This window comes from Aedoeadaptatus urinae, assembly GCF_900155585.1.
Lineage (GTDB): Bacteria > Bacillota > Clostridia > Tissierellales > Peptoniphilaceae > Aedoeadaptatus > Aedoeadaptatus urinae.
In genome coordinates this window covers 656,297-678,052 of record NZ_LT707418.1, presented here as the reverse complement: position 1 = coordinate 678,052, position 21,756 = coordinate 656,297, and the positions used below count along the sequence as shown (strand labels likewise).

Genomic DNA, 21,756 nt, shown 5'->3' with positions numbered 1-21,756 from the left:
ATTTATGGAAGGATTCAGAGAACGATTCGAAGCGACAAAGAAAAATAGAAAAAGGTTGGTCGAGGCCATGCCCGAAGTCATGGATGGTCTGGCAACGATCACTAATGAAGCAAGAAGCGCAGGTGCTTTAGATCAAAAGACCAAAGAACTCATATCGTTGGCCATGAGCATTATAATCAAATGCGATGAATGCGTAATCCATCATACGATCAGCCTGTATGAACTGGGCTGCAGTCGTGAAGAATTGGTGGAATGTCTGGAGCTGACGATCGTACTTCAATCGTGTCCCGGTTTAAAATACAGCCAACTGGCGTTAGATTGTTTTGATCAGCTGTCGGAAGAGGGGGCCTCGGATGAGTAAGGAAAAAAAATTCAGAGCGGATACGGAGTGCATTCACGGCCACCAAATGGATCCTTTTCCTTACAGAGCTATGTCCATGCCCATCGTTCAAAGTTCGAACTTCACCTTTGATTCAATCGATCATGTCTTGCAGGCCATGGGAAGCGATGAAGATGACTATGTGTATACCCGCGGAGGCAATCCGACGATAAAGGTGTTTGAGCAGATTATGGCGACCTTGGAAAAGGGGCGCTATGCCGTCGGTTTTTCATCGGGCATGGGCGCCATTAGTGCAGTAATTATGTCCCTGCTGGAAGCCGAGGACGAGATCATCATTAATCAAACACTTTACGGTAACACCTTTAATTTCGTCACGAAAACGCTGGAACGATTCGGTATAACGCACAAAATTGTGAATCTGCAGGATCTGAACGCACTGAAAGAAGCGATAAGTCCGGAGACGAAGCTGATTTATTTCGAAAGTCCGGACAATCCGCTTTTGGGCATTGTGGATATCCAAGGGGTTTGTGCTCTAGCCAAGGAACACGGAATTAAAGTTGTCATCGACAATACCTTTGCGACGCCGTACCATCAAAACCCCTTGGAACTCGGCGTCGACGTGGTCGTACACAGTGCGTCGAAGTATATTTGCGGACACGGGGACGTGGTCGGCGGCGTGGCCATTGCCAATGACAAGGAGTATATGGATTGTTTGCGATTCCAATTTATGTGTCTTTTCGGAAGCGTCATCAGTCCTTTCGACGCCTGGTTGTTGATACGTGGATTAAAAACTTTTTCCACTAGAATGGCGAAGCACAACGAGAATGCACAAAGGGTGGCTGAATTTCTCGAAGCACACCCGAAAATCGAAAGGGTGCACTACCCCGGTTTAAAAACGAATCCTTCTTATGAAGTGGCGAAAAAGCAAATGAAAAACGGATTCGGTGGGATTCTGAGTTTCGAATTAAAGGGCGACTATGAAGATGCCGTACGATTTGTCGAACATGTTAAGCTGGCGAAGCTGGCGGTAAGCTTAGGCGATTGCGACACCTTGGTAGAGCTTCCCATTGTCATGACTCACAAAGGATATGCTCAAGACGTTCTCGACAGTATGGGAATCAAGGAAAATCTGATCCGTATGTCCATCGGATTGGAAGATTCCGAAGACATTATTGACGATATTTCACGTGGCTTGGACGCCATAAAATAGCAAGAGGGCCCTCGGGCCCTTTTCAATTGGGAAAGGTGAGGTGAGACGATGAACGATGAAATTCGTAAGCGAATTGATGAAACGACGGCAGAATTTCTTGCAATAAAAAAACATCTTCACGAACACCCTGAAGAGAGCGGTAAGGAAGTGCATACATCCAAATTCTTAAAGGCGTTTGTTTGCGACCTGGGCCTGGACATCGTGGAAGCGGAAGGCACGGGATTTGTTGCGGTGCTTGACATGTCGGTCCCCGGGAAGACCCTTGTAATAAGAAGCGATATCGATGGACTTCCTATTCAAGAAGATGAGGAAAATTTAAAATTTAAGAAAACCGCCGTTTCAAAACAAGAAGGGATTTCCCATCTATGTGGCCACGATGCTCATATGACCATCGCGCTTTGGACGATGAAGTTGTTGGCGGAAAGAAAAGATCAACTTCGGGGAAGGGTGCTGTTTGCCTTTGAAGAAGGCGAAGAAAATGGCACGGGTATCCTTCCCATGTTGAAAGTTTTAGAAAGTTTGGAACCCATCGACGGCGTTTGGGGAATGCATGTGGCAAGCTTTGTCGACAGCGGGTATTTTTCTCTTTCAGAAGGGCCGGTCATGTCGGGCGTGTTTCCATTCGATATTTCCGTGCAGGGAAAGGGAGGACACTGTTCCCGACCGGATCTTGCGAAGAATCCCTTATTTGCCGCGGCATCCATTATTAATGCACTCGGCTCCGCTTGGGCAAATCGGATGGATCCCGCGCATCCGGTAAGTTTAGGTTTAACGACCATTCACGGCGGTTCGTCGTGGAACGCCATTCCCGATGAGGTGAAAATCGGCGGTTCCCTTCGTTTTTTCGATCCCGATTCAGGCGTTGTAGCTACAAAAATTCTGGAAGAAGTTGCCGATTACGCGGCTCGAGCACAAAACTGTACAGCGACGTTTTTACAGTCGGAAATTTATTCGCCCTTAGTCAATGATTCGGAGCTTGTACGATCGATTCGAGACAGTATCAGCGGCGATCTCGGGGGCAAACTCTTATCGGGTCACACTTGGTACGCATCGGAACCCTTTAGTCGCTACGGAGAAAAGTATCCCGCAGCTTTCGGCTTTTTAGGAACACGAAATGTAGAAGAGGGCTTTGGGGCCGAAGCACATCATGGAAAGTTCGATGTAGACGATCGCGCACTATCCTTGGGTGTGTGGGTCAATTATTTAATTGCTAAAGGCTTTTTGAACAATGCCGGCTAGAGAATAGAGTTGTGAAGCTGGAAATAATCACTTAAAAAATATTCCGGAAAACAAAGAAGACGACGTCTGTTGTGACGCCGTCTTTTTTCGTGCTTATCATGTTTAGAGTTCCGCTTCCTGCAGCGACTCCGCTTCCTGCAGCGCGACGACCTGTTCCCGCCGATGTTGCTCCGAAAGAATCAGGCCGGAGGCGACGGCGATGACGAGGATGCCGAAGATTTCGTGTTTGTAAACAATGTCTCCGAGAAAAATCGCCGCCATAATGGGAGATAGGACGGGCTTCACGAAAAAGACCAGGGAGGACACGGCCACGGGATTGGTTTCCACGGCGAAAAGATGGCTGGCAAAGCCAAGGCCCGTGACGAAGACGGAGATGTAGAAGAGGATAAGGAGATTATCCTCTTGAATGCCTTGAATAATGGGGATGTTCGCAAAGACGTCGAGGCCGGCGGCTTTTAAGGCACCGGCCACGGGAGCCGTGCGGGAAATTAAAATCAGGACAAATAGCTCCGCCACGCCGAAGAGGAAGGAGCGGGAGGTAATGGTAGCCGCCTTAAAGGGGGCGTCCTTGTAGAGGATTTTTCCCACCAGGGCGTAGAAGGAAAAGGACAGGGCGGAGATCAGGACGATGACGACGCCGAGAAGGGAGCCCTTAAAGTGAAGCGGGTTAATGAGGACGAGAAAGCCCACAAAGGACAGGCAGACGGCGAAGAGCATGGGCCGATTCATTTTCTCCTCCGTAAAGAAGTGGGCCAGGAGCATGGAGAAAAAGGTATTGGCGCAAAAGAGCACCCCGGCCACGTGGGCGTCAAGGAAGGAAACGGACAAGGTGTAGAAGGTCATGGAGACGACGATGCACAGAAAGCCCGTAAAGGCGAAGTGGAGGTAGTCCTTCTTCGCCAAGGTATATGTAAGCTTGCTCAGCTCCCGCCGACTGATGGGATAGAGCAAAAGCCCCGCCACCAAAAAGCGGATAAAGTTCAGTTGAACGGGATTAAAGACGCCGCCGGTAAATTTAATGGCGACTTCCATGGACGAAAACAGAAATGCAGCTGCGAAAACGTATAAGTAATTCATAATGTCACCCCAGTTCATTCTACCAAAAATTTCAAAAAGCGGCGGAGGAAATCGAAAAAAATTTTAAATGAACGGTGAATTTTTTTATGAACAATTAAAAATTTCAGGCGTTTTCGGCGAGGGCCTTGTCCACCACCGCCGAAAGGGCGTCGTAAACCGCATCTTCCGATTGAGAAGCGTCGACGGTGGCGTCGCAGCGGATGTCGAAGCGCTCCCGCGTGAAACGGCCCTCGTCCTTTCGCTTGAGAAGGCGGGCATGGCGGGTAGCTTCGTCTAAGCGCAGGCCGATGACGAAGGCCCCCATGGCCTTTAATTCCCGCGCCCCCTTGTCGTCCAGGATCACCAGGGCGTGGCGGCTCTTGCTTCGAATGACGGAAAGGAGATCGGCCTTGGGAATGCCGTAGTGCGCGCCGTGAATGGAGGTGGGGGCCAGGAGCTCGCCTTTTTTTAATTTCTCGTCGTAGGTATCCTCATCGAGGAAGTAGTAGTCCCGGCCGTGAACCTCTCCCGGGCGAGGGGCGCGGGTGGTGGCGGTGATGATTTTTTCGAAGCTTTTTTCCCGCGCCAGGTGGGCGGCTTGGGTGGTCTTTCCCGATCCGGAAGGACCCTGGAGGACGAAGAGCATAATTTTTCCTTTCTTTTTCCATTGCTTATCGCATTGAGGAGCAGTTTCTGATATGATGAAACAGATGGATTTTTATGGTAGACGGCGATATAATTTTCCCCGCCGGGTATCATTTAAACAGATAATATTGGACTTCAAGGAGGATACAATGACTATTCGTGTAGGCGTAAACGGGTTTGGTCGCATCGGCCGCGACGTGATTCGCGGTATTTGCCTGAGAGACGACTTACCCTTTGAGCTGGTGCAATTAAATGCCAGCGGCGACTGGGAGCTCATGGCTCACTTGTTCCGCCACGACACCATTTACCGCGCGTATCCCGGCGTTATTAAGGTAACGGACAAGGGCTTTAATATCGACGGAAAAGATATTATTATTTCCGACCAACGGGATCCCGAAAACATTCCCTGGAAAGAAAACAAGGTAGACATCGTCATCGACACCACCGGTGCCTTTAAGGACCGCGACGGCGCGGAAAAACACTTTAAGGCCGGTGCAAAGAAGGTCATCGTCTCGGCGCCGACCAAGGGCGAAGACATTACCATCGTCATGGGCGTCAACGACGATCATTACGACAACGAAAAACACCACTTCTTGTCTAACGCATCCTGCACCACGAACTGCATGGCGCCGGTGACAAAGATTATACTCGATACCTTCGGCATTGAAAAGGGCATGATGACTACGGTCCACGCCTATACCAATGACCAAAAGATTCACGATACGAAGCACAAAAAGGACTGGCGTAGAGCCCGTGCGGCGGCGGAAAATATCATCCCCACCTCCACAGGTGCCGCCAAGGCCGTGGCCCAGGTCTTGCCGGAGCTTCAAGGCAAGCTGGACGGCCATGCTCTTCGCGTGCCCGTACCCACGGGCTCCATTACGGATATGGTTTTTGAGCTGAAAAAACCCGCCACCGTAGAGGAAATTAACGCCGCCGTGAAAAAAGCCGCCGAAGGTCCTATGAAGGGCATTTTGGAATACACGGAAGAGCCCATCGTCTCCTCCGACATTATCGCCAACGAGCACGCGTCGATTTTCGATGCATCTCTGACCTTGGCTCACGGCAATTTCGTCAAGCTGTTTTCCTGGTACGACAATGAATGGGGTTATAGCCAAAGAGTCATCGACTTGGCAAAATTAGTTGCAGAGAAGATGTAATAGAAGTCGAGCTCTTTAGGGGCTCGATTTTTTTGGAGGAATTATGGATTTAAAAGATATGGACGTTCAAGGCAAGCGCGTGTTGGTGCGGGTGGATTTTAACGTGCCCGTGAAAGACGGCAAGGTCACCGACGTGACCCGCATCGAAGCGGCCAAGCCCACCATCGACTATTTGCTGGAAAAAGGCGCATCGGTGATCTTAATGAGCCACCGAGGACGCCCCAAGGGCAGCTACGACGAAGCTTTTTCCATGGAGCCGGTGCGCGAGGCGGCGGAAAAGGTATTGAATCACAAAATCGCCCCCATGTTTTCCGGCGCGGTGGTGGACGACAATGTGCGCCGCATGGCCCGGGAGCTCGAACCCGGCGACATGGGTCTTTTGGAAAACCTGCGCTTCAGAAGTGAAGAAAAGAAAAACGACGAGGGCTTTGCGGCAGATCTCGCATCCCTCGCCGACTGCTACGTCAACGACGCCTTCGGCACCGCCCACCGTGCCCACGCATCCAATGTGGGGATCGTGAAGCATTTGCCTTCGGCTCTCGGCTATTTAATGGGCAAGGAAGTCCAAGTGCTTTCCGATTTGATTAAAAAACCTAAGCGGCCCTTTATGGCCATCTTAGGCGGGGCCAAGGTCAGCGACAAAATTTCCGTCATCGACAATTTAATGAATGTGGTGGACGGCATCTTTATCGTCGGCGCCATGGCCAACACCTTTTTATTGGCCAAGGGCTACGACATGGGCGCCTCTTTGGTGGAAGCCGAGGAAGTGGATCACGCCAAGGAGCTTATGGCCAAGGCCGAATCAAAGGGCGTGGCCCTGAAGCTTCCCGTGGACTTGGTCGTGGCCAAGGGTATCGACCAACCGAAGACGGCACGCACCGTATCTCTCGATGGCATTCAGTCCGACGAAATGGCCTTAGACATCGGCGAAGAGACGGTGAAGGCCTACGCCGAGGGCTTAAAGAATGCCAAGTCCGTGGTTTGGAACGGACCGGCCGGCGTCTTTGAAACGGCTCCCTTTGACAAGGGCACCGTGGCTCTCGCCAAAGTATTGGGCGATTTGGACGCTCAAGTGGTTATCGGCGGCGGCGATTCCGCGGCGGCCATTAAACAGGCCGGGCTGGAGGATAAGATGAGCCACATTTCCTCAGGCGGCGGCGCCAGCTTGGAATTTCTGGAAGGAAAAATTCTTCCCGCCATCGCCGTTATGGAAGAGGTGTAGGATGAGACGACTGTTAATTGCAGGCAACTGGAAAATGAACACCACCGTGGCCGAGGGGGAAGCACTGGCAAAGGCCCTTCACGACGTGGACACATCGAAGGTAGACGTACTCGTGGCCCCGCCCTTTACTCATTTGGATCGGGTAGGCCAAGTCCTGAATGACACCGATGTTTATCTCGGCGCACAAAATGTGTCCGAGGACAGTTACGGCGCCCACACCGGGGAAGTGGCGGCGGAAATGCTGGCGGATCTTCACGTGGACTACGTCATCGTGGGCCACAGCGAATGTCGCGGCCGCGGCGAAGAGGATAAGACCGTGGCGAAGAAAGCCTCCCGCGCCATGGAAGAGGGGCTTCTGCCCATTATCTGCTTCGGCGAAAGCGAGGCGGTCTACGGCTCCGGCGAACGCATGGATTTTTTAAAGAAGCAAGTCAAGGCCTCTCTCGAAGGCATTGAGGATTTGGAAAAAATCACCCTGGCCTACGAGCCTATTTGGGCCATCGGCACGGGAAAGACCGCCGATGCCGCCGATGCCGATTCGGTCATTGGCGAGGTGCGGGCCTCCTTGGATCCCTCGGTGAGGGACAAGGTGCGGATTCTCTACGGCGGAAGCGTGAAGTCCTCCAATGTGGCGGGCTTCGTGTCCAAGGAAAACATCGACGGCGTCCTCGTCGGCGGCGCCAGCTTAAAGGCCGAGGAGTTCAAGGCCATCGTGGAGGAGGCCTCCCATGCCTAAGCCCTTATTGCTTGCCATATTAGACGGCCTGGGACTCGCCGAGGCGGGGCCGAACAACGCCTTTTACATGGCAAAGACCCCCTGTCTGGACCGCCTTATGGAACGGGGCTACGGCGTGCTTCAGGCATCCGGCGAAGCCGTGGGGCTGCCCGAGGGACAAATGGGCAATTCCGAAGTGGGCCATACGAATATCGGCGCCGGCCGCATCGTCTATCAGGAGCTCACCCGCATTACGAAAGATGCGGCTGACGGCACACTGGCGAAAAATGCCGTGCTGCAGGAAGCCTTTGACAAGGCCAAGGGGTCGGCCCTTCACCTGGTGGGCCTGGTTTCCGACGGCGGCGTCCACTCCCACAGGGATCACCTCTACGCCCTGGTTCAACTGGCCAAGGCCAGGGGCGTGGAAAAAATTTACATTCACGCCATTTTAGACGGAAGAGACGTGGCGCCCACGGCGGGCCGTGAAGAGATTCAAAAGCTTCAGGCCAAGCTCGATGAATGGGGCGCAGGCGAAGTGGTGAGCATCGTGGGCCGCTACTACGCCATGGATCGTGACAATCGCTGGGAACGGGTGGAAAAGGCCTACGACCTCTTTACGGGAGGCGTAGGCAGAGCCTACGGTGACCCCGATGAAGTCTTCGCCCTGTCCTACGGAGCGGACAACACCGACGAATTTTTCGAGCCCTCTTATTTAGAAAAAGACGGCGAGGCCGTGGGTCGTATGAAGGACGGGGACGTGTTCCTCTTTTACAATTTCCGCCCCGACCGGGCGCGGGAGATCGTGCGGGCATTTGCCGACGAGGCCTTCGACCATTTCGAACGAAAGGTCTATCCCCACATGCACGTGGTCACCATGATCGACTACGACGACACCATTCCCAACACCCACATCATCTATCCCAAGGAAGAGATTAAAGACACCTTCGGCGAAATTATTTCCCGCGGCGGCCTCAAGCAGCTGCGCATCGCCGAGACGGAAAAATACGCCCACGTCACCTTCTTTTTCAACGGCGGCAGGGAAAATCCCTTCGAGGAAGAGTACCGCATTTTGGTGCCTTCGCCGAAGGTGGCCACCTACGATTTGGAACCGGCCATGCGGGCGGAGCTCGTGGGCAGACATTTGATCAATGCCATTGAAAAAGAGCTGGCGGATGTGTATATTGTAAATTATGCGAACCCCGACATGGTCGGTCACACCGGGAATTTAAACGCCGCTATCGAGGCGGTGGAGGCTGTGGACCGGTCTTTGGCATCGGTGCTGGAGGCCCTTTCGAAGAAGGGCGGCCGGGCGCTGATCACGGCGGATCACGGCAATTGCGACGTGATGAAGGACGAGGCGGGCAATCCCGTCACCTCCCACACCACCAATCCCGTCTTCCTCATTCCCGTGGGCTTCGAGAAAAAACTCGAAGACGGCGTTCTCGCCGACATCGCCCCCACCATGTTGGACGTATTAGACATAGAACAACCCGAGGCCATGACCGGCCGCAGTTTATGGAAATAAGGAGCAATTATGAGCAGCATTATTGAAGTTTATGGTCGCGAAGTTTTAGACAGCCGTGGCAATCCCACGGTGGAAGTGGAGGTCTATACGGCGGCCGGCGGTTTCGGCCGGGCCATCGTCCCCTCCGGGGCAAGCACAGGCGCCTACGAAGCCATCGAATTGCGCGACGGCGGCAATCGCTACTTAGGTAAGGGCGTGGAGGATGCCGTGGTACACGTGAACGAAATCATCGCACCGGAAATTCTAGACTACGACGTCTTGGATCAGCTGGGCATCGACGAAGCCCTGTTGGAGCTGGACGGCACGGAAAACAAGGCAAAGCTCGGCGCCAATGCCATTTTAGGCGTGTCCCTGGCCGCAGCGAAGGCAGCAGCAGACGAGCAGGGCCTGCCCTTGTATCAATACATCGGCGGCGTCGGCGCGCGCACTCTGCCGGTGCCTATGATGAATATTTTAAACGGCGGGGAACACGCCGATAACAATGTGGACATTCAAGAGTTCATGATTATGCCCGTAGGCGCGGAATGCTTTAAGGAAGGCCTGCGCATGGGCGCCGAGGTGTATCACCACCTGAAAAAGGTTATTAAGTCCAAGGGCCTTTCCACCGGCGTCGGCGACGAAGGCGGCTTCGCTCCCGACCTGAAGAGCAACGAGGAAGCCCTGGAGCTCATCGTAGAAGCGGTAAAAGAAGCGGGCCTCACTCCCGGAGAAGACATCGTCTTTGCCCTGGACGTGGCCGCATCGGAAATGTACGATGCCGACAAAAAGGTCTACGTCCTAAAGGGCGAAGGCAAGGAATACACGGCGGAAGAGATGGTGGCCTGGTACGAGGCTCTGGCCGATCGCTTCCCCATTAAGAGCATCGAGGACGGCCTGGACGAAGACGACTGGGAAGGCTGGAGGATGCTCACCGACCGCTTAGGCGACAAGCTTCAATTGGTGGGCGACGATTTATTCGTCACCAATGTGAAGCGACTGGAGCGCGGCATCGAAGAGGGCGTGGGCAATTCCATTTTGATCAAGCTGAATCAAATCGGCAGCCTGAGCGAAACCATCGACGCCGTGAACATGGCCCACCGGGCGTCCATGACGGCGGTGATCAGCCACCGCAGCGGCGAAACGGAGGATGCCACCATCGCCGATTTGGCCGTGGCGCTGAATACGGGACAAATTAAAACCGGCGCGCCGGCGAGAACCGACCGCGTCGCCAAGTACAATCAACTCCTTCGCATCGAAGATGAATTAGGCGAGCTCGCCCGCTACGAGGGAAAAGATCTGTTTAGATAAGAGGACATTATGATTTTATATTTAATGCGACACGGCAAGGCGGAAGACATGGCTTCCCGCGACGAAGAGCGCGCCTTAACCCAAGAGGGAATCTTCCAGGCGGAGGATACGGCGGAGGCTTTTCTGCGCAGGGAATGGCCCTTGCCTCAAAAAATCATCGCTTCGGAATATAAGCGCGCCGCGCAAACGGCGGAAATCATGGCGGAAAAATTGGGCGTTCACGACGTCAAAATCGTCAGCTACAAGGACGCCACCCGCTGGCGCAATATGAAGACCTATATTACCGACGAGCCCATTTTGTTTATCGCCCATCAACCTTCTTTGGGTTACACCATCGAAGAGATTACCGGCGAAGTGGTGGCTGTGCGCAAGGCGAGCCTCCACAAAATCGAATACGATCCCATCGTGGACAAAGGCGTCTACGTGGACAAAATAGAAAGGGTGAGATCGTGAAGTACGCACACACCTGTATTCGTGTGAAGGATTTGGAAGCCTCCATCTCCTTTTACGAAAAGGCTCTGGGCTACAAGGTGACTCGGGAAAAGGACCACTCCGCCGACGGCTTTAAGCTGGTCTATTTGGCCCTGGAAGGGGACAAGGCGGAGCTGGAGCTCACCTACAATATCGGCCACGGCGCTTATAACATCGGCGACGGCTACGGCCACGTGGCCGTGGAAAGCGACGATCTGGAAGGGGATCACGCCCGCATGAAGGCGGAAGGCTTTGACGTCACCGAGCTCATGGGTCTGCCCGGCGAAGCGCCGCGCTACTTTTTCGTCACGGATCCCGACGGCTACAAGACCGAAGTCATTCGCCGGGGGATTTAAAACAAAAGCTGTAAACCATAGGTTACGATCAGTTTAAATATGATACAATAAGAACGCCAGGAGTTTGTCTCTCGGCGTTCTATTTGCATGTAAAGGATCGAATCCTATCAATAAATCAGTTGAAGTAAGGGGAGAATTTTTTTGGAAAAAATCGTCGTGGAAAAAAGCCCGGCCCTCAAGGGTCGCGTGCGTATCAGCGGAGCGAAAAATGCGGCTCTGCCTATTTTAGCGGCCTGCCTTTTGGGAACGGAAGATATTTATTTGGAAGAAGTGCCGGAACTTCAAGACGTGCACATTATGTGCCAAGTGCTTCAGGCCCTGGGTAGCGAAGTGGAAGTCTTGGGCAAGGGCAAGTTGAAGATCAATTCAGCGGGCCTGTCGGAATACAAGACGCCTTTTGAATTGATGAATAAAATGCGGGCATCTTTTCTCGTCATGGGGCCCTTGCTCGCCCGCATGGGCAAGACGGAAAACTCCCTTCCCGGGGGCTGCTCCATCGGCGCCAGACCCATCGACTACCACTTAAAGGGCTTCCGCGCACTAGGTGCGGAGATTCAAGAAGACATCGGAAATATTACGGCCTCCTGCGACAAGCTCGTAGGGGATAAGATTTATCTCGACTTCCCCTCCGTCGGCGCCACGGAAAATATTATGATGGCGGCGGTACTCGCCGAAGGAGAGACGATTATCGACAATGCGGCCAAGGAGCCGGAGATCGTGGACCTGTCCAATTTCCTCAGAAAGCTCGGCGCCAAGGTCACCGGTGCCGGCACCTCCACCATTCGCATCGTCGGCGTCGAACGCTTAGGCGGCGCGCGCCACGCCATTATTCCCGACCGCATCGAGGCGGGCACCTTTATGGTGGCGGCGGCCATTACCGGCGGCGACGTCTTGGTGGAAAATGTCATTACCAATCACATTAAGCCGGTCATCGCCAAGCTGAAGGAATCCGGTGCGGAAATTATCGAAGAGGGAGAAAACGTCCGCGTCATCGGCCGGGCCATTCCCGAGGCCATCGACATTAAGACCCTGCCCTATCCCGGCTTTCCCACGGATATGCAGGCCCAGTTTATGGCCTATATGACTCAGTGCAAGGGGAGCAATGTGGCCATCGAAACGGTGTTTGAAAACCGCTTTATGCACGTGGAGGAATTCGAGCGCATGGGAGCCGACATTAAGATCGACGGCAGAAGCGCCGTGGTCATCGGGCCCAAGCACCTAAAGGGCGCCCACGTTCACGCCAGCGACCTGCGGGCCGGCGCCGCCTTAATTCTCGTGGGCCTCGTGGCCGAAGGCAAGACCCACATCCACGACATTTACCACATCGATCGGGGCTACGAAGACATCGAAGAAAAGTTCAGAAACCTAGGCGCCGTTATCTCCCGAGTGGAAAGTGAAGAGGCGTAATCGCGATTCGGTGATTTCAGACCGTTTCCTTCGGGTATACTTTATTCAATCGAGCGAAGTATAGAACCCCAAAATGAAAGGGAAGTGATCGCATATGAAGAAAAAATTTGTGGCAGTTGCCCTGGCTATGACCATGCTGCTCACGGCCTGCGGCGGCGGTGGCGGAGAAAAGGCCGACGCCAAGGACAAGGACACCTTGGTCATCGCCCAGGCCTCCGACGCCGAGTCCATGGATCCCACCATCCAAAACAGCATTTACGCCGAAAACATTATTAAGCAAATTTACGATCCCCTGGTGGTTCGTAAGCCCGACGGCACCATGGAAAACCGCCTGGCGGAATCCATCGAGCAGCCCGACGACGTGAGCTACGTCATCAAGCTGAAGGAGGGCGTGAAGTTTTCTAACGGCGAAGACTTTACCTCGGAAGACGTGGCCTACACCTTAAACCGCGTGGCTCAATCCGACGCCTACGGCTATATCTTCGGTCAAATCGACCCGAACAGCTACGACACCTCGGATCCCCACGTCATTAAATTTAAGCTGAAGGCACCGGACGCCACCTTCTCGGCGGCACTGTCTCACCCGGCAGCTTCCATGGTGGACAAGACCACCACGGAAAAGGATCCGGAAGCCTTGGGCACCAATCCCGTGGGCACCGGTCCCTTTAAGCTGGACGAATGGAAGAAGCTGGACAACACGTCCTTGAGCCTCAACGAAAATTATTGGGGAGAAAAGCCCGCCTTTACGAAAATGGTCTTCCGCATTATTCCGGAGGATGCCAACCGCGTCATCGAATTGGACAGCGGACAGGCTGACATCGCCATGGAAGTTGCGCCTAACGACGCATCGAAGGTCAAGGACAACGAAGACTTAACTCTCTACACCAAGCTGGACAACTCCGTTCACTTTATCGGCCTCACCGTAGACCGCGGCATTTTCAAGGACCCCAAGGCCAGAGAAGCCATGACCTACGCCTTGGATATGCAGGCCATCATCGATGCGGTTTACATGGGCCACGGCAAGATCGCCACGGGCCCCGTGAACCCGAACATCCCTTACTCCATTTCCGATTCCGTCAAGCCTGAAAAGCGTGACATCGAAAAGGCCAAGGCCCTCTTAAAAGAAGCCGGAGTCAAGGAAGGGGAAACGATTAAGCTCTACGTCCACGATCAACAGGACCGCAAGGACATGGCAACGATTATTCAATCGCAATTGGCCGAAGTGGGCTTAAAGGTCGAAATCAATGCCATGGAATGGAACGCCTATATGTCCGCATTGGGCAAGCCCAACCACGAACACGATATGTTTATTATGAGCTGGTCGCCTTCCATCGTGGATCCCCACTATCCGCTCTATGCCACCTACGCCACGGATAAAAAGGGCGTGGGCCCGAACTTTATGTTCTACGGCAATCCCGAACTCGACGCTTTAATCGAAAAGGGCCTCCGGGCGCCTGAGGATCAACGGGCAGCGGTATACAAAGAGGCACAAGAGCTGGTCATCAAGGATCATCCTGCCATCTTTGCCCTCTACGGCGAGCAAATTATCGGTGCGCAAAAGTATATTAAAAACTTCGAGCCCGACCCCTGCGGCAGCAACGAGTTTTACCACATTACGTTTGAATAAACCACGACGATAAAGGCTCCTTCGGGAGTCTTTATTACATAAGGTGTATGAAAAGAGGAGCGCATGAGCAAATTTATTCTTCGACGACTCTTACTCATGGTGCCCACCATGTTGGGCGTCAGTTTCATTATCTTCGGCCTCCTGTACCTGACCCCCGGCGATGCGGCGGTGGCGAAGTTAGGGCAACAGGCGCCGCCGGAGGCCATCGAGGCCTACCGGGAAAAGCTGGGCCTCAACGATCCCTTTATCGTTCAGTACGGCCGCTATATGAAGGGCGCCCTTCACGGCGATTTGGGCAAGAGCTATATCTCCGGCGCCGACGTAGGCGACACCCTGAGAGAATACTTTCCCGCCACGGTGAAGCTCACCCTCTTTTCCCTGGCTGTAGCCGTGATCTTCGGCATTATCTTCGGCGTCCTAAGCGCCGTGTACAAATATTCGTGGATCGACAAGATATCTATGTTCTTCGGCATGATCGGCCTGTCCATGCCCATCTTCTGGTCGGGGATGCTGTTTATCCTCCTGTTTTCCGTGAAGCTGGGCTGGCTCCCCTCGTCGGGGCTGCGCTCCTTTAAGCACTTGATCTTGCCGGGCTTCGCCCTGGGCTTTCAGTCCATGGCGGTGATTATGCGGCAAACCCGCTCCTCCATGCTGGAAGTTTTAAGCAAGGACTACATTCGCACGGCCCGCTCCAAGGGGCTTAGGGAGATCTATATTCTCTTCGTTCACGCCTTGAAAAATGCCATGATTCCCGTGCTCACCAGCGCCGGGCTTCTCACCGGATCCTTAATCGGCGGCAGCGTCTTGACGGAAACCATCTTCTCCATTCCCGGCATCGGCCGCCACATGGTGCAAAGTATTTCCGCCATGGACTACCCCATGATCCTGGGGGCGGTGCTCTTGATTTCTCTTTCCTACTGCGTGCTCAATCTTATCGTGGACATTCTCTACGGCTTTTTGGATCCCCGCGTGCGCAGCCAATACCAATAAGGAGGCCCTATGATTTCAAAACAATCTCGTTTCCGCGACCTCCTTCGCCTGTTTAAGAAAAACAAAATGGCGGTGCTGGGCTTCGCCATTATCGCCGTCATGATTATCGTGGCAATTTTTGCGCCCCTTATCGCCACGCAAGTGCCCGCGGAGCAAAATTTGGCCATTCGCTTTCAATCTCCCTCGAGTCAGCATTTTTTCGGCACGGACAATTTCGGCCGGGATATTTTTTCCAATGTGGTTTACGGGGCGCGGATTTCTCTTTTCATCGGCTTCCTCGCCACGATTCTCTCCGTCATCTTCGGCACCATTATCGGCGCCGTGGCGGGCTTTTTCGGCGGCGGCGTAGACAATGTGCTGATGCGCCTCGTGGATATTATCCTCTCCATCCCGTCTTTGATCTTGGCCATCGCCATTTCTACGGTACTGGGCACGGGGATTCGCAATCTGATTTTGGCCGTATCCCTATCCGGGATTACCAACTACGCCCGCATCGTGCGGGCCAGCGTCCTTTCCGTGAAGGAGCAGGAGTATGTGGAAGCGGCAAAGATCGGCGGCGCATCCAACTTCCGCCTGATCTTTCGCCACATTCTGCCCAACTGCCTGGGCCCCATCATCGTCCAAGCCACATTAGGCGTGGGCACCTCCATTTTGCAGGCTGCGAGCCTGAGCTTTATCGGTCTCGGCGTGCAACCGCCGACGCCGGAATGGGGCGGCATGCTCTCCCAAGGCAGAAGCTACATTCAAGATTATCCGCACATGACCATATTCCCGGGTCTCGCCATCGCCCTGACGATTTTCTCCCTGAATCTTTTCGGCGACGGGCTGAGAGACGCCCTGGATGCAACGCAAAGGGGTTAATATGTCGAAGCTTATAGAATTTAACGGGCTGCATACCACCTTTTATACCGACGCCGGCCCGGTCCATGCCGTCAACGGCGTGAGCTTTTCCATTAAAGAAGGCTCCACCACCGCCGTGGTAGGGGAAAGCGGCAGCGGCAAAAGCGTCACGGCTCTTTCTCTCATGGGCCTTTTGCCCAAGCCTTACGGAAAAATCGAAGAGGGCGACATCCTCTACAAGGGCGAAAGCATTTTAAACATGGAAAAAGAACAGCGGCGCATGCTTCGCAGTCGGGACCTGGCCATGATCTTTCAAGAGCCTATGACCAGTTTGAACCCGGCGCTGAAGATCGGCTTTCAAATCGAGGAGGTCTACCGCCGCATTATGGGTCTTTCCAAGGCCGAGGCGAAGAAGAAGGCCGTGGAAATGCTTGAGATGGTGGAGATTAAGGATGCGGCAAACAAAGCCCGCGCCTATCCCCACGAGCTCTCCGGCGGCCAGCGCCAGCGGGTGATGATCGCCATGGCATTGGCCTCTTCTCCTAAGCTTTTAATCGCCGACGAGCCCACCACGGCACTGGACGTGACCATTCAAAAGGAAGTGCTGGAGCTTATGGAAAACCTGCAGCGGGAAATGGGCACGGCCATTATGCTCATCACCCACGACCTCGGCGTGGTGGCCCAAATGGCCGACGACGTGGTGGTTATGTACGGCGGCAGAGTCATGGAAAAATCCGACGTCTGCACGATTTTCGACCGCCCCCTCCACCCCTACACCATGGGGCTCTTGCGGGCGCGGCCCACATTGGAAAACCGCGGCGAAAAACTCTACAACATTCCCGGCAATGTGCCACCGCCGTCGGAAATGGAAGGGCACTGCCCCTTTTATTCCCGCTGCGACAAGCGCATGGCTATTTGCGGCAAAGAAGTGCCGGAGCTGAGGGAACACCGACCGGGCCAATGCGTCGCCTGTTTCCTCTACGAAGGGGAGGCGTGCTGTGGCTGATCTGTTGACATTAAATCACGTAGTAAAAAAATTCCCCGTGGGGAAAAAATCCCTCTTTTCGAAAGAGGGAAAGATGTTCACCGCCGTAGACGACGTCTCCTTTACCTTGGGCGAAAAGGAAACCCTGGGCATCGTCGGCGAAAGCGGCAGCGGCAAATCCACCTTGGCCCGCTGCATCCTGGGTCTCTATCCCGACGCTCAGGGGGAAATCCTCTACAAGGGTCGGGACGTGTTAAAGGCCGACGCCAAAGAGCTGAAGGCCATTCGCCGGGACGTGCAGATGATTTTTCAGGATCCCTACAGCTCTCTCAACCCCCAAATGACCGCCGAGGAAATCGTCATGGAGCCCCTGGTGAACTTAGGGGGCGAGAACATTCGCGAGAAGGCTCGCGAGACCTTGAGCCTCTGCGGCCTTTCCAAGACCCATTTCGGTCGCTATCCCCACGAATTTTCCGGGGGCCAGCGGCAGCGCATCGGCGTGGCCCGCGCCCTGGTGGTGGAGCCCACCCTGATTTTGGCCGACGAGCCCACCTCGGCATTGGACGTGTCCATTCAGGCCCAGATCATCAATCTCTTGGAAGAGCTGCAAGAGGAGCGCAACCTGAGCTATCTCTTCATCTCCCACGACATCGCCGTAGTGGAACATATTTCCGATCGCATCGGCGTCATGTACCGAGGCAAGCTGGTGGAGATCAACGACCGGGACAGTATTATGGAAAATCCCCGAGACGATTACACGAAGAAGCTTCTCTCGGCGGTGCCGCCATTGGATCCTCACTGCAAATAAATGAATGCACCGACTTGTCGAAAAACTGTTTCGGCGAAGGTCGGTGCATTTTTTGTTATAATAATAAAAAAGGAGGGGCCTATTGAAGAAGATATCGAGAAAAAAAGCCGCCTTGTGGATTCTCCTTCTTATGTGGTTGATTCCCACGGTTTATAGCCTCGCGACGAAAAATCCCGAGGGAACCAATGTGGCGGGCGAATTCGCGCCGGCGGAGGCGGAATTTATTTACGACCTGAGCTATGTAAAAGACGGGGAAAAAATCCACGAGCAAAAGATTTTCGATCGGGAGATGAAAATCATTCGCGAGGCCAAGGAATTTCTCATGGTGGACTTCTTTCTCTTTAACGCCACCTACGATAAGGACGTGGACTGTCCCAAGCAGGTGGCGGCCATGACGGATCTCTTAATCGAAAAGAAGAAAGAAAATCCCGCCATGCCCATTCTCTTCGTCACGGACCCGATCAATAATTTTTACGGCGCCTACGAAGAAGCCAATATAAAAAGATTGAAGGACGCCGGCATCGAGGTGGTGGTTACGGACTTAAACCGCATGCGAGATTCCAATCCCATTTTCTCCGGCATCTACCGCGCCTACATCCAGTGGTTCGGCACGGCGGGGAACGGCCGCATCAGAAATTTCTTTGCCAAAGAGGGCGAAAAGGTGACGGTGCGCTCCGTCTTAAAGCTCATCAATTTTAAGGGCAATCACCGCAAAGTGGTGGTGTCTGAAAATGAAGCCATGGTGGCATCGGCCAATCCCCACGACCCCAGCGCCTACCATTCCAATGTGGCCGCAGTTTTTCGCGGCAAGGCCATGGAGGATTTGATCCTCTCGGAAAGCATCTTCTTTAAAGAGCTTCCCCCGGCGGTAAAGGCCTTTCAGTCGCCGGATGTGAATTCCACGGATCGGCTGAAGCTGATTACCGAGGGAAAAATTTACGACGCATTATCCGAGAACATCAACAAGAGCGAGAAGGGCGATAAGATTCACATCGGCATCTTCTACCTGTCGGAGTTTCGCATTTTAAAGGATCTGGAGGCGGCGGCCAATCGGGGCGTGGATGTAAAAATCGTCGCCGACCTAAACAAAGACGCCTTCGGTCTGGAGAAAAACGGCGCCCCCAATCGGCCGGCACTGAGCGAGCTGAAGGAAAAAGCGCCGAGCATTCAGATCCGCTGGTATAATACGCAGGGCGAGCAGTTCCACACGAAGATGGCTTATTTCGATTTCAAGGACGAGAAGCCTCTCGCGATTTTAGGCAGCGGCAATTTCACCCGAAGAAATTTAGACAACTACAATTTGGAAACGGATGTGGCACTGGAGATGGAGAGAAACTCCCCGACCCATGTGGCCGTGGAGAATTACTTCCGCCGCATTTGGACCAACGAAGACGGGGAGTACACCCTGCCCTTCGAAGAATATAAGGACGAACGGGTGCTCATTCGTCCCCTGTGGAAATTCCAAGAGGCCACGGGCCTTTGCACTTGGTAAGAGAGTTTGGCAAAAAAGAACCGGAGACTGTCGCGGTCTCCGGTTTTTTAATGGGCAAAATCAATCTTCCTTATGTACACTGTTTCTTTTACGATGGTTAGAAATCGTGGAAACGAGGACTTTGAAAAAGATTGTGGCGCCGATAAAGATCCAATAATAGATATTTTTATAAAAATCGCTGAACTGCCAATGACCGTAAAGCCTCATGGAAATGAAATAGTTCACTAAGATGGGGACGAGGAAGATTACGGCAAAGAGCAAGCTCGTTGTTTTTAGATCTTTCATGATATCACCTCTCATCTCTATTATACTTGTCGGGAAAAGTCGTGTAAAGAAATTAATTCGTCACACAAATTTATCCGGCGCTCTTTAGATAACTATCGGAAATTCCGGGAGGCCACGGGCCTTTGCACCTGGTAAAAAGTTGGAGGCAATAAAAAATCGGAGACAAAACTGTCTCCGGTTTTATTTTTTTTCCATTTGGTCTTTGTTCAGTCCGGACAAGAATGTCGAGACGAAGAACATGCCGAGAAGAATTAAGTTCACGGGCTTCGTGTAATAGTCGCTGAATTGCCAACTGCCGTGGTTTTGGTAAGAGACGACGACAGTGGCAATGATTTGAAGGACAAATACCAGCGCAGCCACGAGCAGGGCGCGTTTTAAATGCTTCAATCATATCACCTCTGGATTTCATTATGGCAGAGGAGGAAATCGCCGTCAAGCTATTCCGCCACGCAGATGGTGCCGTCGCAGCGCTTTTCCGTGCCGCCCATATAAACTTTCCGCTCCTCGTCGTAGAGAAGGTATTGGCCCCGGCCCATGTCCAAATCGTGTTCGGGAATGTGCACATCGTGGCCCCGTTCTTTCATGGATTGGATGATGGCGGAATCGAAGTCCGCCTCCATTTCGATTCTCTTATCGCCGGTCCACATAAAGCGGGGCGCGTCCAAGGCGGACTGGGGATTTCTGCCGTAGGCCAAGAGCTGCAGAAGGGTTTGCACGTGGCCCTGGGGCTGCATAAAGCCGCCCATAACGCCGAAGGCGCCGTAGGGCTTTCCGCCGCGGGTCAAAAAGCCGGGGATAATCGTGTGGTAGGGGCGCTTGCTGCCGGCCAGGGTATTGGCACGGCCATCTTCCATGGAGAAATTAAGCAGGCGATTGTTCAGAGAGATCCCCGTTTCCGGCACGACGATGCCTGCGCCGAAGCCCTCGTAATTGGACTGGATCATGGAAACCATATTGCCGTCCTTATCGCCGATGCAGAAGTAGACGGTGGAGCGGTCCAGGGGATTGCCGTAGGTCATGGCTTGAGCCTTTTCGCCGAAGGCCTCGCCGCATTTTTTGGCGTAGGCATCGGAGAGGAGGTCCTCTGTCGTAAGCTCCATGTAGTCGGGATCGGCGATGTAATTGGCGCCGTCGGTCATGGCCCGCTTAATGGCCTCCGCCGTGTAGTGAATGGACGCCGGATCGTCGGCCTTTAAATCGAAGCGGCTCAGAATTTTCAGGGCCATAAGCACGGTAATGCCCTGGCCGTTGGGAGGAAGCTCCCACACTTCCGTGCCGCGGAAGGTGGCGGAGAGAGGCTCTACCTCCAAGGTCTCGTGGTTTTTTAAATCCTCCGCCCGCATAAAGCCGCCGTTCGCCTTCATAAAGACGGCGATTTTTTCCGCGATCTCGCCTTCGTAAAAGCTCTTGCCGCCGTCTTCGGCGATGGCTCTCAAGGTGCGGGCGTGGTGAGGCAGGCGGAGGATGTCGCCGGCCTCGGGCGCCTCGCCGTTTTCAGAAAAGGTAGCCCAAAAGCTGTCGTAGACCGAATCGGTATTGGCCTTTCTTTTTTCAAGCTCCATGGCCCAAAGGCGCGCCACGGTGGGGGAGAGGACGTAGCCTTTCTCGGCGTATTGGATGGCAGGGGCAAGGACATCCTTAAAGGGCAGGCGGCCGTGTTTTTTGTGAATGTCCGCCCATGCCCGCACGGCTCCAGGCACGCCCACGGATTCGATGCCGTAAAGGGGCATGGAGGTATAACCTCTTTCCTTGACGGCGGCGAGGGAAATAGCGGCCGGGCTTTTGCCGCTGCCGTTGTAGCCGTAAAGCTTGCCGCCTGTGGAGATAATGGCGAAGAGATCACTTCCTAGGCCGTTGGAGGTGGGCTCCGCCACCGTTTGTGCCGCCGCCATGGCGACGGCGCCGTCCACGGCATTGCCGCCGGCTTCTAAAATCTTTCGTCCCGCCGCAGCCGCCGTGGGATTGGATGCCAGGGCCATGGCACGGCCGTAGGTCATGCTTCTTTTTGATGAATAGGGATACTTGGGGTACAATGGTCTCACGCTCCTTTAAGAGGAGTATAATCTTTTTATCGTCTTTTGACCAGATAAATGCGT

Annotated in this window: 22 protein-coding genes; 17 read left to right on the top strand and 5 right to left on the bottom strand. The window is 53.7% G+C overall.

Going from position 1 to position 21,756, the window contains the following annotated elements; genetic code table 11:
* Nucleotides 1-4: 4 nt before the first annotated feature.
* From BQ7397_RS08470 to BQ7397_RS08460, 3 genes are read left to right on the top strand one after another with little or no spacing between them, the layout of a single operon-like run.
* Complete coding sequence (locus tag BQ7397_RS08470; RefSeq protein ID WP_077075638.1) at nt 5-361, top strand: carboxymuconolactone decarboxylase family protein; 357 nt, start codon at nt 5-7, stop codon at nt 359-361.
* On the top strand, nt 354-1,550 hold the full coding sequence (locus BQ7397_RS08465; RefSeq protein ID WP_077075637.1) for a trans-sulfuration enzyme family protein: 1,197 nt from the start codon (nt 354-356) through the stop codon (nt 1,548-1,550). The genes BQ7397_RS08470 and BQ7397_RS08465 overlap by 8 nt, the downstream gene beginning before the upstream one ends.
* A 48-nt stretch (nt 1,551-1,598) precedes the next feature.
* Nucleotides 1,599-2,789: a M20 metallopeptidase family protein gene (locus tag BQ7397_RS08460; RefSeq protein WP_077075636.1), complete on the top strand. Its 1,191-nt coding sequence runs from the start codon at nt 1,599-1,601 to the stop codon at nt 2,787-2,789.
* A gap of 102 nt (nt 2,790-2,891) precedes the next feature.
* Here BQ7397_RS08460 and BQ7397_RS08455 read toward each other — a convergent pair whose 3' ends face one another.
* Together BQ7397_RS08455 and BQ7397_RS08450 are read right to left on the bottom strand one after the other, a co-directional pair.
* Nucleotides 2,892-3,866 carry a DMT family transporter gene (locus BQ7397_RS08455; RefSeq protein WP_077075635.1) on the bottom strand — a complete coding sequence of 325 codons (975 nt, stop codon included), beginning with the start codon at nt 3,864-3,866 and terminating at the stop codon, nt 2,892-2,894.
* A 103-nt stretch (nt 3,867-3,969) separates the two neighbouring features.
* On the bottom strand, nt 3,970-4,491 hold the full coding sequence (locus BQ7397_RS08450; protein ID WP_077075634.1) for a guanylate kinase: 522 nt from the start codon (nt 4,489-4,491) through the stop codon (nt 3,970-3,972).
* A gap of 148 nt (nt 4,492-4,639) precedes the next feature.
* Between BQ7397_RS08450 and gap the strand changes: the two genes are divergently transcribed.
* From gap to BQ7397_RS08385, 14 genes are all read left to right on the top strand, one after another.
* Nucleotides 4,640-5,650 (top strand): type I glyceraldehyde-3-phosphate dehydrogenase, encoded by a 1,011-nt coding sequence (gap, locus tag BQ7397_RS08445; protein ID WP_077075633.1) that lies wholly within the window; start codon nt 4,640-4,642, stop codon nt 5,648-5,650.
* A 43-nt stretch (nt 5,651-5,693) separates the two neighbouring features.
* Entirely contained in the window at nt 5,694-6,872 is a 1,179-nt protein-coding gene (locus tag BQ7397_RS08440; protein ID WP_077075632.1) for a phosphoglycerate kinase, read from the top strand.
* A 1-nt stretch (nt 6,873) separates the two neighbouring features.
* A complete protein-coding gene (gene tpiA / locus BQ7397_RS08435) occupies nt 6,874-7,608 on the top strand; it encodes a triose-phosphate isomerase (RefSeq protein ID WP_077075631.1) in 735 nt (244 codons plus the stop codon).
* On the top strand, nt 7,601-9,112 hold the full coding sequence (gene gpmI / locus BQ7397_RS09145; RefSeq protein ID WP_144019997.1) for a 2,3-bisphosphoglycerate-independent phosphoglycerate mutase: 1,512 nt from the start codon (nt 7,601-7,603) through the stop codon (nt 9,110-9,112). The genes tpiA and gpmI overlap by 8 nt, the downstream gene beginning before the upstream one ends.
* Nucleotides 9,113-9,121: 9 nt before the next feature.
* Nucleotides 9,122-10,399, top strand: a complete 1,278-nt coding sequence (gene eno / locus BQ7397_RS09140; protein WP_144019996.1) for a phosphopyruvate hydratase — start codon at nt 9,122-9,124, stop codon at nt 10,397-10,399.
* Nucleotides 10,400-10,408: 9 nt separating this feature from the next.
* Nucleotides 10,409-10,852: a SixA phosphatase family protein gene (locus tag BQ7397_RS08425; protein ID WP_077075630.1), complete on the top strand. Its 444-nt coding sequence runs from the start codon at nt 10,409-10,411 to the stop codon at nt 10,850-10,852.
* The gene (gloA, locus tag BQ7397_RS08420; RefSeq protein WP_077075629.1) at nt 10,849-11,226 is read left to right on the top strand and encodes a lactoylglutathione lyase; all 378 of its coding nucleotides are present in this window, start codon (nt 10,849-10,851) and stop codon (nt 11,224-11,226) included. The genes BQ7397_RS08425 and gloA overlap by 4 nt, the downstream gene beginning before the upstream one ends.
* Before the next feature lie 141 nt (nt 11,227-11,367).
* Complete coding sequence (murA, locus tag BQ7397_RS08415; RefSeq protein ID WP_077075628.1) at nt 11,368-12,633, top strand: UDP-N-acetylglucosamine 1-carboxyvinyltransferase; 1,266 nt, start codon at nt 11,368-11,370, stop codon at nt 12,631-12,633.
* Nucleotides 12,634-12,727: 94 nt separating this feature from the next.
* Nucleotides 12,728-14,260, top strand: coding sequence for an ABC transporter substrate-binding protein (locus BQ7397_RS08410; protein ID WP_077075627.1), 1,533 nt, complete (start codon nt 12,728-12,730; stop codon nt 14,258-14,260).
* Between the two features lie 63 nt (nt 14,261-14,323).
* On the top strand, nt 14,324-15,250 hold the full coding sequence (locus BQ7397_RS08405; protein WP_077075626.1) for an ABC transporter permease: 927 nt from the start codon (nt 14,324-14,326) through the stop codon (nt 15,248-15,250).
* 9 nt (nt 15,251-15,259) lie between these two features.
* On the top strand, nt 15,260-16,111 hold the full coding sequence (gene nikC, locus BQ7397_RS08400) for a nickel transporter permease (RefSeq protein ID WP_077075625.1): 852 nt from the start codon (nt 15,260-15,262) through the stop codon (nt 16,109-16,111).
* Nucleotide 16,112: 1 nt separating this feature from the next.
* Nucleotides 16,113-17,096: an ABC transporter ATP-binding protein gene (locus BQ7397_RS08395; protein ID WP_077075624.1), complete on the top strand. Its 984-nt coding sequence runs from the start codon at nt 16,113-16,115 to the stop codon at nt 17,094-17,096.
* A complete protein-coding gene (locus BQ7397_RS08390; protein ID WP_077075623.1) occupies nt 17,089-17,883 on the top strand; it encodes an ATP-binding cassette domain-containing protein in 795 nt (264 codons plus the stop codon). Before BQ7397_RS08395 ends, BQ7397_RS08390 begins: the two co-directional genes overlap by 8 nt.
* 82 nt (nt 17,884-17,965) lie before the next feature.
* Nucleotides 17,966-19,375: a phospholipase D family protein gene (locus tag BQ7397_RS08385; protein WP_234970597.1), complete on the top strand. Its 1,410-nt coding sequence runs from the start codon at nt 17,966-17,968 to the stop codon at nt 19,373-19,375.
* Between the two features lie 60 nt (nt 19,376-19,435).
* On the opposite strand, the gene BQ7397_RS08380 is transcribed toward BQ7397_RS08385, so the two are convergent.
* The 3 genes from BQ7397_RS08380 to BQ7397_RS08370 all read right to left on the bottom strand — a co-directional run bounded on the left by BQ7397_RS08380 (nt 19,436) and on the right by BQ7397_RS08370 (nt 21,702).
* Nucleotides 19,436-19,660 carry a hypothetical protein gene (locus BQ7397_RS08380; RefSeq protein ID WP_077075622.1) on the bottom strand — a complete coding sequence of 75 codons (225 nt, stop codon included), beginning with the start codon at nt 19,658-19,660 and terminating at the stop codon, nt 19,436-19,438.
* A 180-nt stretch (nt 19,661-19,840) separates the two neighbouring features.
* Nucleotides 19,841-20,047 (bottom strand): hypothetical protein, encoded by a 207-nt coding sequence (locus BQ7397_RS08375; protein WP_077075621.1) that lies wholly within the window; start codon nt 20,045-20,047, stop codon nt 19,841-19,843.
* Between the two features lie 50 nt (nt 20,048-20,097).
* Entirely contained in the window at nt 20,098-21,702 is a 1,605-nt protein-coding gene (locus BQ7397_RS08370; protein ID WP_234970596.1) for a gamma-glutamyltransferase family protein, read from the bottom strand.
* Nucleotides 21,703-21,756: the final 54 nt, after the last annotated feature.

What these genes read in the sequence shown, in the direction of transcription:
- BQ7397_RS08470 (WP_077075638.1), top strand. Translation starts at nt 5, where the DNA reads ATGGAAGGATTCAGAGAACGATTCGAAGCGACAAAGAAAAATAGAAAA.
- BQ7397_RS08465 (WP_077075637.1), top strand. Translation starts at nt 354, where the DNA reads ATGAGTAAGGAAAAAAAATTCAGAGCGGATACGGAGTGCATTCACGGC.
- BQ7397_RS08460 (WP_077075636.1), top strand. Translation starts at nt 1,599, where the DNA reads ATGAACGATGAAATTCGTAAGCGAATTGATGAAACGACGGCAGAATTT.
- BQ7397_RS08455 (WP_077075635.1), bottom strand. Translation starts at nt 3,866, where the DNA reads ATGAATTACTTATACGTTTTCGCAGCTGCATTTCTGTTTTCGTCCATG.
- BQ7397_RS08450 (WP_077075634.1), bottom strand. Translation starts at nt 4,491, where the DNA reads ATGCTCTTCGTCCTCCAGGGTCCTTCCGGATCGGGAAAGACCACCCAA.
- gap (WP_077075633.1), top strand. Translation starts at nt 4,640, where the DNA reads ATGACTATTCGTGTAGGCGTAAACGGGTTTGGTCGCATCGGCCGCGAC.
- BQ7397_RS08440 (WP_077075632.1), top strand. Translation starts at nt 5,694, where the DNA reads ATGGATTTAAAAGATATGGACGTTCAAGGCAAGCGCGTGTTGGTGCGG.
- tpiA (WP_077075631.1), top strand. Translation starts at nt 6,874, where the DNA reads ATGAGACGACTGTTAATTGCAGGCAACTGGAAAATGAACACCACCGTG.
- gpmI (WP_144019997.1), top strand. Translation starts at nt 7,601, where the DNA reads ATGCCTAAGCCCTTATTGCTTGCCATATTAGACGGCCTGGGACTCGCC.
- eno (WP_144019996.1), top strand. Translation starts at nt 9,122, where the DNA reads ATGAGCAGCATTATTGAAGTTTATGGTCGCGAAGTTTTAGACAGCCGT.
- BQ7397_RS08425 (WP_077075630.1), top strand. Translation starts at nt 10,409, where the DNA reads ATGATTTTATATTTAATGCGACACGGCAAGGCGGAAGACATGGCTTCC.
- BQ7397_RS08410 (WP_077075627.1), top strand. Translation starts at nt 12,728, where the DNA reads ATGAAGAAAAAATTTGTGGCAGTTGCCCTGGCTATGACCATGCTGCTC.
- BQ7397_RS08405 (WP_077075626.1), top strand. Translation starts at nt 14,324, where the DNA reads ATGAGCAAATTTATTCTTCGACGACTCTTACTCATGGTGCCCACCATG.
- nikC (WP_077075625.1), top strand. Translation starts at nt 15,260, where the DNA reads ATGATTTCAAAACAATCTCGTTTCCGCGACCTCCTTCGCCTGTTTAAG.
- BQ7397_RS08395 (WP_077075624.1), top strand. Translation starts at nt 16,113, where the DNA reads ATGTCGAAGCTTATAGAATTTAACGGGCTGCATACCACCTTTTATACC.
- BQ7397_RS08380 (WP_077075622.1), bottom strand. Translation starts at nt 19,660, where the DNA reads ATGAAAGATCTAAAAACAACGAGCTTGCTCTTTGCCGTAATCTTCCTC.